This is a genomic window from Mangrovimonas sp. DI 80 (genome assembly GCF_001975575.1).
In the GTDB taxonomy this organism is placed as follows: Bacteria; Bacteroidota; Bacteroidia; order Flavobacteriales; family Flavobacteriaceae; genus Mangrovimonas_A; species Mangrovimonas_A xylaniphaga.
On the sequence record NZ_MSDT01000006.1, the window covers coordinates 24,543 to 38,478 of the forward strand.

The 13,936-nt window shown below is 38.3% G+C and carries 10 protein-coding genes; 5 read left to right on the forward strand and 5 right to left on the reverse strand.

What is annotated here, in order from left to right; translation table 11 throughout:
- Positions 1–91: 91 nt before the first annotated feature.
- Positions 92–2,179 (reverse strand): helix-turn-helix domain-containing protein, encoded by a 2,088-nt coding sequence (locus BKM32_RS12080; protein WP_076664036.1) that lies wholly within the window; start codon positions 2,177–2,179, stop codon positions 92–94.
- Between the two features lie 215 nt (positions 2,180–2,394).
- Between BKM32_RS12080 and BKM32_RS12085 the strand changes: the two genes are divergently transcribed.
- Entirely contained in the window at positions 2,395–2,982 is a 588-nt protein-coding gene (locus BKM32_RS12085; RefSeq protein ID WP_076664037.1) for an ankyrin repeat domain-containing protein, read from the forward strand.
- 20 nt (positions 2,983–3,002) lie between these two features.
- Positions 3,003–4,052, forward strand: coding sequence for an acyltransferase family protein (locus tag BKM32_RS12090; RefSeq protein ID WP_076664038.1), 1,050 nt, complete (start codon positions 3,003–3,005; stop codon positions 4,050–4,052).
- 73 nt (positions 4,053–4,125) lie between these two features.
- On the opposite strand, the gene BKM32_RS12095 is transcribed toward BKM32_RS12090, so the two are convergent.
- Both BKM32_RS12095 and BKM32_RS12100 read right to left on the reverse strand, forming a co-directional pair.
- Positions 4,126–4,707 (reverse strand): DUF2202 domain-containing protein, encoded by a 582-nt coding sequence (locus tag BKM32_RS12095; protein ID WP_076664039.1) that lies wholly within the window; start codon positions 4,705–4,707, stop codon positions 4,126–4,128.
- Positions 4,708–4,779: 72 nt separating this feature from the next.
- Positions 4,780–5,616 (reverse strand): CHAD domain-containing protein, encoded by an 837-nt coding sequence (locus tag BKM32_RS12100; RefSeq protein WP_123812116.1) that lies wholly within the window; start codon positions 5,614–5,616, stop codon positions 4,780–4,782.
- Between the two features lie 333 nt (positions 5,617–5,949).
- Between BKM32_RS12100 and BKM32_RS12105 the strand changes: the two genes are divergently transcribed.
- Positions 5,950–6,585 (forward strand): hypothetical protein, encoded by a 636-nt coding sequence (locus BKM32_RS12105; RefSeq protein WP_053975887.1) that lies wholly within the window; start codon positions 5,950–5,952, stop codon positions 6,583–6,585.
- A 149-nt stretch (positions 6,586–6,734) separates the two neighbouring features.
- Positions 6,735–6,980 (forward strand): hypothetical protein, encoded by a 246-nt coding sequence (locus BKM32_RS12110; RefSeq protein ID WP_076664041.1) that lies wholly within the window; start codon positions 6,735–6,737, stop codon positions 6,978–6,980.
- A gap of 193 nt (positions 6,981–7,173) precedes the next feature.
- On the opposite strand, the gene katG is transcribed toward BKM32_RS12110, so the two are convergent.
- Positions 7,174–9,345, reverse strand: a complete 2,172-nt coding sequence (katG, locus tag BKM32_RS12115; protein WP_076664042.1) for a catalase/peroxidase HPI — start codon at positions 9,343–9,345, stop codon at positions 7,174–7,176.
- A gap of 266 nt (positions 9,346–9,611) precedes the next feature.
- Positions 9,612–12,500, reverse strand: a complete 2,889-nt coding sequence (locus BKM32_RS12120) for a T9SS-dependent choice-of-anchor J family protein (RefSeq protein WP_076664043.1) — start codon at positions 12,498–12,500, stop codon at positions 9,612–9,614.
- A gap of 499 nt (positions 12,501–12,999) precedes the next feature.
- Here BKM32_RS12120 and BKM32_RS12125 point away from each other — a divergent pair, with 499 nt between their 5' ends.
- Entirely contained in the window at positions 13,000–13,902 is a 903-nt protein-coding gene (locus tag BKM32_RS12125; protein ID WP_076664044.1) for a serine protease, read from the forward strand.
- Positions 13,903–13,936: the final 34 nt, after the last annotated feature.

Sequence of the window (13,936 nt, forward strand, 5' to 3'; positions counted from 1 at the left end):
TTTCTCTTAATAATAAAACCAATCATAAATGGCTTTGCTTTTAGAGCTTTTGTATTCTCGAAAAAGGAATTAAACAAAACTGGGAAATTGTTTAAAGCAGCCCTTTTGCCTCCAAGGTTTCTTGCAGCTCGTCATGGTTCTTCCAAAACCGCTCGTCAATCTTTTTCATGACAGATCCATACTCAGGGTGCGCTTCCAAAGCTTGTAGTGCGGGGTCCAAGCGCATGAACAAGACAATCCAGTATTGAAAATGATCTTGTGTTGAGAAGGCCTTTAAATGCTCGATAGCGAGATCAAAATTACCTTCATGGGCATATTTTACAGCCAAACTAGCATCTTTGTAGATAGAAGCATCTTGTTCGCAATAGGCCGTATAAGAATCAAACAATCTGGAAGCTTCTTCCTTTTGGCCCATTTGTTCATAAGTAAAACCTATTTTGATGTCTTCTTGTGGGTAAATAGCCAAACCTCTGGCCTGCCTAATGGAGTCAAATTGTTTGTAGTAGTAATAAGCATTATCATAGTCTTTTTGGAAATAGTGCAACTTGGCTACTTCCTGTAAGATATCCAGTCGTGTTGTGTCCTTTTGATATTCTTTTTTAAGGGCATGAAGGGTCTCTTGGAGATTTTGGTTTTTGGCGTAAAGAATATAAGCCCTCAAATACGGGGAGTAAGGATTGTCGGGGAACAAGGCAAGGGATTGGTCAATATAGCTCAGTGCTTCGTCTGTAAATCCTGATTGCACAAGAGCATTGCTCAAATGCAGATAGATATAACTTTTGCCAATGGAATCATTGGCGGCAATATCCAGTTGAATACCTTTTAAGGCGTACTCCAGGTATTTTCCAGTATTGGGAATGTAATTGGCATACAGACCGGATAATAACTGCATCACAGCAGAAGAATTGGGATTGTACTCCAGCGCTTTTTCCAAATGGGGCACTGCCAAACGGTAATCGCCTATATGTTCATAGTATAGCGCTTTGGCGATTAGGCTTTCGGTGAGTTTGGAATCGTAGAGTAGTGCTTTATCTGCGTAGTTATTGATAAGTTCCGTATACTGTTTTTCTTTTTTGAACCAATCAAGATAATAGTAGGAAATGGCCAAATCGGCATAAGCCAAGGCAAACTTTGGGTCTTCCTCTAGCGCCTTTTCAAACAGAGGAATGGCCTCCAAAAGACCTTCGGTGGTTCTTCTAAAAAAAGGTTCTTGTGCCTGTAGGTAATAGTCATAGGCCACGAGATTATTGGTAGGTTTCTTGTCTATTTGCTCTAGCTCGGAAGGGGTGATGTTGGCTTGAATGGCATCGGCAATGGTTTTGGCAATTTCATTCTGTAAAGCAAAAATATCTACAATTTCATGACTGTACTGCTGGCCCCAAAGTCGGGTGTCCGTCGCGGCATCGATCAGCTGTATGTTCAACAATACTTGATCATCTATTTTTTGTCCGCTGCCTTCAACGATATAGTTCACATTCAATTCGGCAGCAATCTCCCCAATGTTTTTATTGGAATGTCTATATTTTTCCACCGAAGTCCTACTGATCACTCGCAGCGTACCTATTTTCTGAAGGTTGCCCAAAGCGGCCTCCATCAAGCCATTCACAAAGTATAAGTTGGTGGAATCGCTGCTTTCATTTTTAAAAGGAAGCACAGCAATCGATTTTTCCAAGTCTTGGTTGATTGGTCTTGTCTTTTCCTCTGAAGGCGTTGAAGGGATTAAAAGATAGGTGATAATTGCTAGTGCAATCACAGTTCCTACAATTGCAGGCCATTTGTAACGTCTGAAAAAGGTGGGAGAAATGGCTTTCTCTTGAACTTTGATCTCTTGGGTAATCTCCTCTGCTTGTTTGCCTACCTCACCGGGAGTAACACCGTATTGTTCTTTAAAGCATTTGATAAAATAGGAAGAGTTTCCAAATCCCACCTGAAAGGAAACTTCTGAAATAGTGAGGTCAGATTCCTTGAGTAGCTCCATGGCCTGTTCAAGACGCACCTGACGCATAAACTGGCTGGCCGAAAGATTTGTCTCCTTTTTACACTTCCTCAATAAATTCGACCGGCTCATATACATGGCAGATGCCAGTTCTGAGACTCCAAAGCTCTCATCACTTAAATGCTCAAGAATAATGGCTTTGGCCTGATCGGTAAATTTCAGTCCTTTTTGGTCTTGTGTCATGGTGGTTTGCTACTTACTGATACAAGCAAAGATAAACAATTACTTAGCACGGCATACGGCACAAATTGCGCCATAAATGGCATGCTTGCGTCATAAGTTGCATCCCTTCCGCTCCCTTTGCATACTTCGCTTCATGGGTTATTGGTCTTGCTTCAGCCTTTGCAGGACCTTTGTAATGTAAAATTTAATGTTCAACACAATTAAAAATTAAAATCATGAAAACAATGCAATTCAATTCCGTAAAACAGTTTAAGTATTTACTTCTTATTGCCGTATTGGTCCTTATGGCTTGTAAACAGGATAAAACCGAAACTTCTCAAGAAACAATGGCTAAAACGGAAGTTAAAGCTCCCAAGATTAAATTACAGGAGGCAGTTATTTCTGGAAATATGGATGCGGTACAGCAGCACATCAAATCAGGCTCTCCGTTAAATGAAAAAGATGCATTCAGTGGTGCCACTCCATTAATTTCGGCCATTACTTTTGGGAAGCAGCCTATTGCAAAAGAACTCATCCGGGCAGGGGCAGATCTTTCCATTAAAAACAACGACGGTTCAACAGCGCTTCATGTTGCTGCATTTTTCTGTCGTGTGGAAGCGGTAAAAATGCTATTGGATGCGGGAGCAGATAAAACCGTGAAAAACAACTTTGGGGCAACACCCCAAGAAACAGTTATGGGGCCATTTGAGGAGATAAAACCCTATTATGAAATGCTCCAGCAACAATTAGAACCATTGGGATTGACTCTGGACCTTTCTGAAATAGAAAAAACACGTCCAGTAATCGCTATAATGTTACAGTAAAAATTAAAGAATTAGAAATCATGAAAACAATTAGAAGATACGATATTGATTGGCTGAGGGTAATAGCCATAGCTTTACTTCTTATCTACCACATAGCCATCGTTTTCCAACCTTGGGCCTCGTTTATAGGGTTTGTAAGAAGTAAAACTCCTTTACAGGATTTATGGATTCCTATGACCATGTTGAATGTGTGGCGTATTCCATTTTTATTTTTCGTATCGGGCATGGGAATGTTCTTTGCTATGCGCAAACGGAATTGGAAACAACTTCTAGGTGAACGCTCCCGACGCATATTGTTGCCGTTTATTTTTGGGATTGTAGCAATTACCCCATTGCATATGTATGTATTTCAGATGTTTTACAAATTGCCATCGAGTTATTACCCGCATCAAGGACATCTATGGTTTTTAGGGAACATTTTTGTCTATGTACTGTTATTTTTGCCTGTTTTTTATATGATGAAGCACAGGGAAATGGTGGGGTTCAAGAGGGTGATGGAGAAGGTGATGTCAAACCCCTTAGGACCATTGGCTGTTTCTTTATTTTTTATGGTAGAAGGCCTGTTGGTAAAACCCCAGGTCTATGCCATGTACGCCGAAACCTGGCATGGCTTTTTCCTGGGGGCACTAGCCTTCTTTTTTGGATATCTGTTTGTGTATAGCGGTAGCAGTTTCTGGAATACGGTTAAAAAATGGAAATGGGGGTATCTAATTTTAGCACTGCTACTGTATGGGATAAGATATCTGAAATTTGAAATGGAAGCACCTAGTTACCTAATGGCCTTGGAATCTATTTCTTGGATTTTATGTCTCTTTGGAATAGGTTATCACTACTTAAATAAACCGAGTAGGGCTTTGTCGTATCTAAGTCAGGCCGCCTATCCTGTGTATATCATTCATATGGCGGTTTTATATTTGAGCTCTTTATGGATTTTGAAAATAGACATGTCTCCGTTCCTGCAATTTTTGGTGATTACAACTTTTACCTTTGTATTGTGTTTTGTTATCTATGAATTTGTTGTCAGGAGGCTAGGGGTGCTAAGACTTTTGTTTGGATTGAAGGTTAATTGATTTCAAGGAAATGAGGGTTTTTGAAATGCAATGAGTATGAGTTTGAAAGGGGTGAGGCATGATAAAGGTATTCCTAGTTGCCACATTGCTCTTGCGAAGAACTAATAATGTTGTCATACTCCGATTGGTTGATGTAAATGGGGGTATAAGTTCCTAATTGGGCTACAAAGCTTCGGAAATGATTGCGGGATCCACAGGCTAAATTGTCATAAACTTCCAGTAAGTCGGTTTTTGAAGTATGACTGACAAAGATACTGATGTCATTGATGTCCAAGTCTTCTATATTGGCGCCTACTTCAAGGGCTTTGCTTAAGGAAATATCGGAGATGGCAGTTAATTGATTGTAAAGTGACTGTAGTTCGCTATTTGAAAAGATGCCTACGGCATTATTGGTTACAGGATCGACAAGTTCATACTTGTTTAACAAGAATAAAACGCCATTCATGTGGGATTGCTCGCTGTTGGAAATATTGGAAAATATAATCTGGTTGTATAGGTTATAAGAATAGAGATACACATCCCTTGCTAACTTTTCTTCTTCCCTCAAAAATAGCAAATCGGCCTTTTCTTGGTCGCTTAAATAAGAAGCTTCATCCTTTTCGCAAGACGTAAGAAATGAAACCCCAATGACAAAAAGTAGTACAAACGTTTTCATATATAAATTTAAGAACCTTAATCCATTTCTTTGGTGACTAATGCTACATAGCAACTTTAGATTTGGGAAGATTTATATATAACGGTTCAGTTTAGGGTTGTGTTCAGCAACGTACATCTCTATAAGCCCAAATATTTCTTGTTGCCGTTCTTTTTGTTCAGAGTTTATGTCTTTAATTACATTTTTTATCAAGGAAGTATTTTGGCTATGTGGGTTTTTGGAAAGGAACTGCTTTAAGGATTTCCGTAGTATTTTATAATCGTGCCATTGGCCTATGTGTTCATTGAGTGACTTTATTTGGCTTCGAAGGGTAACCATTGCGTTGTTGGTATTTAATTCTTCTATAACAGCCAATATTTCCTGCATGGCTTTTAGTTGAATCCGAATTTTATGAAGTTTATGTTCGTTGAAAAGCAACCCCTTGGTTTTCGCGATTTTTTTGTTCCTTTTTTTAACATTGGCCAAAGCTTGTTTTAAAACAATGTCATCTGGAATCTTTATAATCGCCTTAAGCAACTTGGCATTCAATATTTCCAGTTTTTGGAGCTCAAATTTTTCGAGGGACTGTGTTAGTTTCTTGCTGTAGTTTTTTTCCTGTTTTATCAAGCTCTCCGTGTATTCCGATAAATTAATATCCTCAAATTGCTCTGTCATCAGTAGGTTTAACTGTGTTTCTCGCAACTTTCCAGCTGATCTAAATAAATTTTTAACCAATGAAAAATGCTTGGTTTTCTTCCATTTTTTATCACTAAGCATCTCGAGTAAACACCAAATGGCTTTGAGTTTTTTTACAGCCACTCTCATTTCGTGTATGGCCTCCATTTCCATACTTTCCTGCGCTTGATTAAAATACCTTAGAAAAGTGTCCGATTGGTTGTTGTAATATTGAATGAGCTTACTTTTATTCATTGCTATATTGCTGAAAGGTTGGTGAAACTTTGCCGTTACCACATTGTATGTTTAAAGATAGCTAAAGGAAACCAACTTTTGCATTTTCGAGTGGTTTTCTGGAAATGTGTAGGCAAAGCTAACTCGTGAAAGCAAAATCCTAAATTTTATGCCCTACACTAAATTTCTAACAGTTTTAAGGTAAAGGATAAGCGCATTACCCTTACAGAACGCGATTATTTAAACTTTTTAAGGAAAGCTGTAACAAAGAAATATAATTTGCGTTTGAACAAAAAAAAAGAATTAAGTTGCACAACATAATTCAGTGACGTCTACCTTTAATAAAGGAAAATTATGAAATACATCATTAGTTTTATTGTCCTTTTAAGCTTAACATCTACAAAATTACTCCCGGTTGAGACAGTAACAACCAATCCTGTTTGGGATGCCAAAAGTAGTGTTGAAAACTTGATTGAAAACGGAACAGTCTCTGGTGGGCCTGTAGAACTTGATTCATTAAATGAAGAGCAACTTCAAAAAGCAAAAAAAGTTCTTTGTAATATGAATTATATAGTTGAATTAACCGGAATCAATAAAGATAGATATCAAGAAGATCTTACTAAGATTGGTGTCTTCAATGGAACAAAAGAAGAATTCAAAGTTTTCTTCCCAGAATTCTTAAAAAAATACTCCGATCATTTTATTTGTCCAGAAAATAAACAGAGAAATATTCGTGCGGGTTATTTTTTAAAACAAACAGCCCAACTGGGAATTTTCAGTATTTTTGATAAAATTTTCTTCGAATATGAAGAAGGTGGAGTTGATTTCAATTCCTATGAAATAGTTGATGGAAAAAAAGAAACTCTTCTGGATTTTGTAGAAAAACTCATTGCTCAAAATTATGGGGAAAAAGCACAACTTGAATACCTTGCAGAGGTCATAAGAGATGAATATGGTGCAAAAAGAGGAAGTGAGTTGAAGGAAAACTGATTTTATAACTCCTGGTTAACTATTCAATTTTTTGATATTGATAATTTATTTAAAATTAGTTTAAATGTAAATGATTGTAAATTAATTGTTTAGATTGTTTTTAGCGTGATCGAATTGTATATTTGTATATAATTTAAACACTTGAAATCATGGCAATTAGATTCTCTCATAGCTGCGACCATTGCGCCAATATGGAAGCAACTCATATGTGTGCAGTGCATCATGTTAAAGTAAATCATGACTATACTTGTGATTCTTTCGATATGAAGCTGGCTTTAAAAGATGATACCAGTTGTGCAACGTGTTTGCGATTTTCAACACCAAGTTGCCCAAATCCAACAAAAGCTGCGCCAGACATGTTGTGTTCTCATTGGGGACCAAAAAATATTGCTTAATACTTTTGGGTTATAAAGCCTATGGTTTAGCTCCATTGGGTAGGGGGAATTGTCTGGTTTTATAAAATTTGCTTTGGTCAATTAGTAATGCTTACGCCATAATTTTTAACATCCTCAAGTTTATTCGATTAATAGAAAAAGCCACTTTCTTAAGAAAGCGGCTTTCATATTTATAAATGGAATGGTTTTGGGGCTATATATCAAAACGGTCGGCATTCATAACTTTCACCCAAGCATCCACAAAGTCTTTTACAAATTTCTCTTTGCTATCATCTTGGGCATACACTTCAGCATAGGCTCTTAAAATGGAATTGGAACCAAATACCAAGTCGATTCTTGTGGCTGTCCATTTGGTAACTCCAGATTTGCGATCACATATGTCGTAAACATTATTGCCAACAGGCTTCCATGTGTAGGCCATGTCGGTTAGGTTTACAAAGAAATCGTTGGTTAAAGCACCCGCATTATCGGTGAATACGCCATGTTTGGTGCCTCCGTAGTTGGTTCCCATAACACGCATACCACCTAATAATACAGTCATTTCAGGTGCGGTTAGTCCCATCAGTTGGGCACGGTCCAACAACATTTCTTCTGAACTGACCACATAGTCCTTTTTCTGCCAGTTTCTAAATCCATCAGCTAAAGGCTCCAAGGGCTCGAAAGAATCCACATCGGTCATCTCTTGAGAAGCATCGCCACGGCCAGGAGCAAATGGTATTGTTAGGTCCATGCCAGCATTTTTAATTGCTTTTTCTACACCAACATTACCTGTTAACACAATGGTATCGGCAACGCTAATTCCAAATTCAGCTGCAATTGGTTCCAATACAGATAAAACTTTGGCCAATCTTTCAGGTTCGTTTCCTTGCCAATCCTTTTGAGGGGCTAAACGAATGCGGGCTCCATTGGCACCACCTCTAAAATCAGACCCTCTATAGGTTCTTGCACTGTCCCAAGCGGTAGCAACCATTTCAGGAATGCTCAATCCCGAAGCAGCGATTTTAGCTTTCACAGCAGTCACATCATAATCGGATTTTCCTTTAGGAACAGGATCCTGCCAAATTAAATCTTCGGAAGGGATGTCCGGTCCAAACCAGCGATCTTTTGGTCCCATGTCACGGTGTGTCAGTTTAAACCACGCTCTGGCGAAGGCATCGGAAAAACCTTCAAAATCGTCTTTAAATTTTAATGAAATTTCTCTATAAATAGGATCCATTTTCATGGACATATCAGCATCGGTCATCATAGGATTGTGTCTGGTGGTCATGTCTTCCACATCCACAGGCATATCTTCTTCTTTGATACTTACCGGTTCCCATTGATGTGCTCCTGCGGGACTTTTTCTCAATTCCCATTCGTGGTTGAAAAGCATTTCAAAGAAACCGTTGTCCCATTTTGTAGGATAGGTAGTCCAAGCGCCTTCCAAGCCACTGGTTACGGAGTCTTTACCTACGCCTGTTCGTGTTGGGTTGGCCCATCCGAAACCTTGTGCTTCAACAGGAGCCGATTCGGGATCTGGTCCCAAAATACTGGCATCTCCATTTCCGTGAGTTTTTCCAACGGTATGTCCACCTGCGGTTAGTGCTACGGTTTCCTCATCATTCATGGCCATACGCTTAAAGGTTTCACGTACTTGGGCTCCCGTTTTTATTGGGTCGGGCTTACCATTGACCCCTTCTGGATTCACATAAATCAGTCCCATTTGAACTGCAGCCAGAGGGTTTTCCATAGTTTCTGGTTTGCCAACATCACCATAACGCTCGTCACTAGGTGCAAGCCATTCCTTTTCAGCTCCCCAATAGGTGTCTTTCTCTGGAGCCCAAATATCTTCGCGACCAAATGCAAAGCCATAGGTTTTTAATCCCATGCTTTCATAAGCGATGGTTCCTGCCAAAATGATTAAATCGGCCCAGCTTACTTTATTGCCATATTTTCTTTTGATAGGCCAAAGCAAGCGTCTGGCTTTATCCAAGCTCACGTTATCCGGCCAAGAATTAAGCGGTGCGAAGCGCTGATTTCCGGTTCCTCCGCCACCTCTACCATCGGCAATTCTATAAGATCCTGCAGCATGCCATGCCATACGGATCATCAATCCTCCATAGTGTCCCCAATCGGCAGGCCACCAATCTTGGGAATCGGTCATTAAATTGGTTACATCTTTCTTTAAAGCTTCTACATCGAGTGATTTTAAAGCTTCCTGATAATTAAAATCTTCTCCAAGTGGGTTAACTTTTGTGTCATGCTGACTTAGAATGTCTAAGTTTAATGAGTTAGGCCACCATTCCATAACTGAATCTTTCACTCCGGTGTTGGCACCGTGTACAAACGGACATTTTCCGCCTGTTGAACTTGAATTTTCCTTCATATTACTGGATTTAAAATGTTATAATGTCTGTAGTGTTTATGTAACACCTTTAAAATTAATGATTTTATAGGAGAATCATTTGGTTTTCTATTTCAATTAACTATTTGGTAATAGCAAAAATTTATTTCGCCATGGATTCTATTTGAGCTCGGATGGGGGAATTTGTTTTGTGAAACTGAATTTGGTTAGGCTATTAGCTAGGGTGTTAAAAAAAAAGGACGCCAATCTAGATTGGCGTCCTTTTTCGAAATTAAACAATTGTGTAATTAATCTTTAATTACCTTAAATGTTTTTACTTGATTTAAATGGGTTATTTCTACTAAATAAATGCCATTGCTTAAAGAAGACATATTAATCGTATTATTCTGAAAGCTTAAAAACATTTCTTTACCTAGGATGTTATATACTTTAATGCTAGATTGTTCAGGGGCATTTATATATAAATTGTCTTTAACTGGATTAGGATATACACTAAGTTGAGGAAGATTGTTAATGTCTTCGACAGATAAGGTCGCAGAAGAGTATTTAATGCTAGCGGCAAAGATGTTAACTATACCTCCTCCTGAATCTTTGGTGATATCTATTGATGAAATGGTCTTACTTTGGTTTGCAGCTTCCAGGTCTATTCCTAATTCATACAATCGCGGGTTGCCACTTGGGTTTTCGGTGTTGTTGTTAGACGTATTGATTCTTCCAAATCCAGATAAAGCAACAGGGAGCGTGTTTGAATTAAACCAATCAGGGACAGTTGAAGAAGAAAATGTTTGCGTTGAGTTATCATCAAAATGGATGGTTCCTGAGATCATACCTGAACCTGAACCAGCAGTAACCAATAGGAAAACCTTTTCTGCGGGATAAGCATTTGAAACGGTCAGAGTCTGTGCGACACCAGTGGCTACCATTCTTAAGGAATTATTCTCACTGTAGGAATTAAACTTATAAGTAAGGTTAGCGGTATTTTGACTGGATGCAGTTCCATTAATAGGAAGACCATAGGTTAAATCGCTGCTGCCTTCTGTTGCTTTAAAATCCTTGCTAAAAAACGCATAATCGGATCCATCGATATCCTGAGGAGCAGATACGGATGAGTCTCCAATGCCGTTGGCTATAACGTCGGCATTGAATCCTGCAAGATCTATAGGTGCATAACCTCCTCCAAAAGCAACAGGTCCTACCCAAGGGCTATAGTTTGTACCATCAGGACAAAGTGAGCGTACATAAAACTCTTGAAGATCTGTTGTTGAATTTGTAGCTTCATAAGTGGTTTCCGTTACCGTAACACCATTTGTTGCTCCATCAGGAGCATCCAAGTTCGCATTTTGAACTAATATTTCCCAGCTAGAAGCAGTAGCATCAGTCCAAGATAAAGTAGCCGTGGTTGGTGTTGTGCTAGCTGTTAAATCAGATGCGGTAACTTCACAAAGTGGAGCTCCTGATGTGGCTAAATCGTCTATATATAAATAGTACTCATTCTGTGAAGTTGCTTTTATGGCAAAATAAATGGTCTGTCCGATGTATGCGGAAAGATCATAAGTATATTCTGTATAGGAGGCTGGAGGAGCTACATTAGAAGCCAAAGTATTTGTAAAATCGGCTTCTTGGTTTCCAGTTGTAGAAACCATAACATCAAATTGTTCTATATAGTATGAGAGGTAACTTCTTGCCCAAAAGCTAATAATATCGCTTACATTAGCGGTAACAGTAAAAGCAGGTGTGATTAAATAATCGCTGTGTGCTGCACTGTTGTATCTTATTCTAGCAACTTTGGATCCACTATGTGAGTATGTTGTTGAGTTTTCAACAGTCCAAGTATTTGCGGAACCTCCGTTAATTACAGACCAACAGTTAGGGAAGCCTCCATTAGTGTCTTCAAATCCTTCATTAATTCCAGAAGCAGGAAGACATGTAGTTGTAAAAGTAGTTGTGGTCCATGTACTATAGCCATCAACAGTGCCACAATTAGCTCTAACATATACATCGTAAGAAGTATTATCTGTTAATTCAGAAAGACTTGAAGAATTAGTTGTTAAGGGTGTTCCTGAGCTAGGTTCTGGATCTCCTGCTGGGACATAGGTGAATTCCCAGTCAGTTGCTGTACCAGCATCCCAAGACACTTCTGCAGTAGAGGTAGTAATGGAAGAAACTGTAAGTCCTGTTGGAGCAACACAAGAAACAGGAGTGGAAAAATTAAAAGGACCTGTCCAATAGCTATAGCCTTCTGGGGAACAAACCGTTCTTACGTAAACATCATAAGAAGTATCAGGAGTTAAATCGGTAAAATTATAAGTGTTTGTTGCTGCATCAATACCCTCTGTAGGTTCAGCATCACCAGCAGGAACAATAGCAACCTCAAAAGTGTCATTAACATCATAAGCGTCCCAAGTTAGGTCTGCATCATAAGCTGTTACAGCTGTCAATGAAATATTTGAAGGGGAAGGACATGGCGCTGCTTTTTTTCCACTAACAGCAAATAAATTAAAAATAGTTTGGCTTGTAGTGTCATTATGGAAAGAGATTCCAGTAACATTCTTAGATTGATTTGCAATATCAATTGCGATTGCAAATTGGAAGATATAGGGCCCTCCAGAGGGTGTTCCAGAGAGAGTATTGTCACTTCTGTTTCCTCGACCAAGGTTAGTGACAATTCTGGTGCCGCTTCCATACCAATCTGGCGCAGTAAAAGAGAAAGCTTGTGTACTAGCATCATCAAAATTAATGGTTCCACTAACTGGGCTGGCACCACTACCTGAAGTTACCGCTAAATAAGCAACCTCTAGTTTTTCAGTTTCAGAAAAAGTAACTGAGCCACTAATAGGATTGCCCTCTTCTGGTTGTCCGGCTCCTGCTTGAGGATTATTGGAGCCAATTAGTCTAAGGGAGTTGTTGCCTGTGTAAGGTGCTAATTGATAAGGAATATCACCATAAGTGATTGCCCCGTCAATAGGAAGGCCATAGGTGCTTCCTACATCTTGAGTTATAAAGCAGTAGTTGCCTGTTAAGATGTCTACACTAGATGTAGTTGTTTCATCTAGACTGCTGGTTTCGGCCACAACATCTTCATTGAGGCCTGTAAGGGTAAATGAAACATAGTTTGTTTGTGCTTTGAATTGAAATGATAACAAGACAAAGCCTAGAAAAAGTAGAGTTTTTCTCATAAAAAATTAAGTTAAAAAGTTAATGTTTGTAGTATTATGTTTGTTATTGCGGCTAAAAATAAGGGTTTTATTATAAGTTTTGTAGGAAAAAAAAGATTATTTTTTTATCATTAAATAATTAGTAATTCAGTTCTAAATTTAAAGGCTGACATTGTCAATTTGATTGTTTTGAATAGTTGAAAATGTGAATAGTATGGTTAGGGGAGATAATGCTTTGGGAGCCTTGCCTCATGATTCATATAGATTGTTAGGGAAGCTTACAATTGTTCTTTTATTAATCATATTTTAGATGTCTTAACTGGATGAGAAGGCTAATGGATCAGGCCCTAAGGGAATATTTTTTTATCATAAAAACATCGAAGTGATAATTTTAAAAATGAATTGGATGTTTATTTTCATTTGATAGCTAAAGCTTTTTTAATAAAAATGTAACTTGCGGGCCTAAACGAGTAACAGTATTAAATTGTCTATAATTTAGATAGATATTAGTCCAATAATTATGAAGTATTTTTTTAAAACATTTATCATTTTAATAACAATTTTCATTGCAAAACCGCTGCAAGGGCAGAATTATAAAAATAATATTACTCAATATAAGGTAAAATTGAAAGGCCGGTCTGAGAAACTGATTGATTTAGGAGATGTGGTGTCGGCAGATTCAATGAATACTACCTTTAAGGCAAAAGGTTATGGTCCCGTGGACGTAAACCTTAAATCGATGAAAAAGAAAAAAATGAGTCCAGGTAATATATATGATCAAGTGTCTGAATCTACTGTAATAGTGTCTTCAGCGGGTAGATGTGGAGAGGTAAATGAACGTGGGGCTGAGTGTAAACGTATACATACGTATCCTGCTTCTGGATATATCATCGATTCAAAAGGTATCATAGTGACAAATTATCACGTTGTGAATGGATATGTTACAAAGTACAATACGACTTCCAGAGATGTTCTAGTTGTAATGTTGAAGGATGGGACAGTTTTTCCTGTAAAAGAGGTTTTGCTTGCAGACAAATCTAATGATTTGGCCATTATAAAAATTGATCCTAGGGGTGTGGAACTTCCCGCACTAAGAGTTGCAACCGAAGATGCAGAAATTGGAGATCCAGTGTATATAGTAAGCCATCCTAAAGGGTATTTTTATGCATTTTCTTCCGGGATGGTTACCGATAAATTTAGTGAAATCAATTTTGGGCAATATAGGAACTTGATGGCCATTTCAGCTGACTTTGCAGCTGGATCCAGTGGTGCGGCGATTATCGATCAATATGGCAATGTGATGGGGACTGTTACCTATACCAAAACTTTGCAACACTCCGATGACGATAGTAAAACACAAATGGTATTGAAAGCAATCATTCCTTCGTCAGTTCTTTTAAAGTTAATTAAAGAAGGAAACTAAAGACGAAATTTTTTGTAGTTCTAAAATAAAGGTG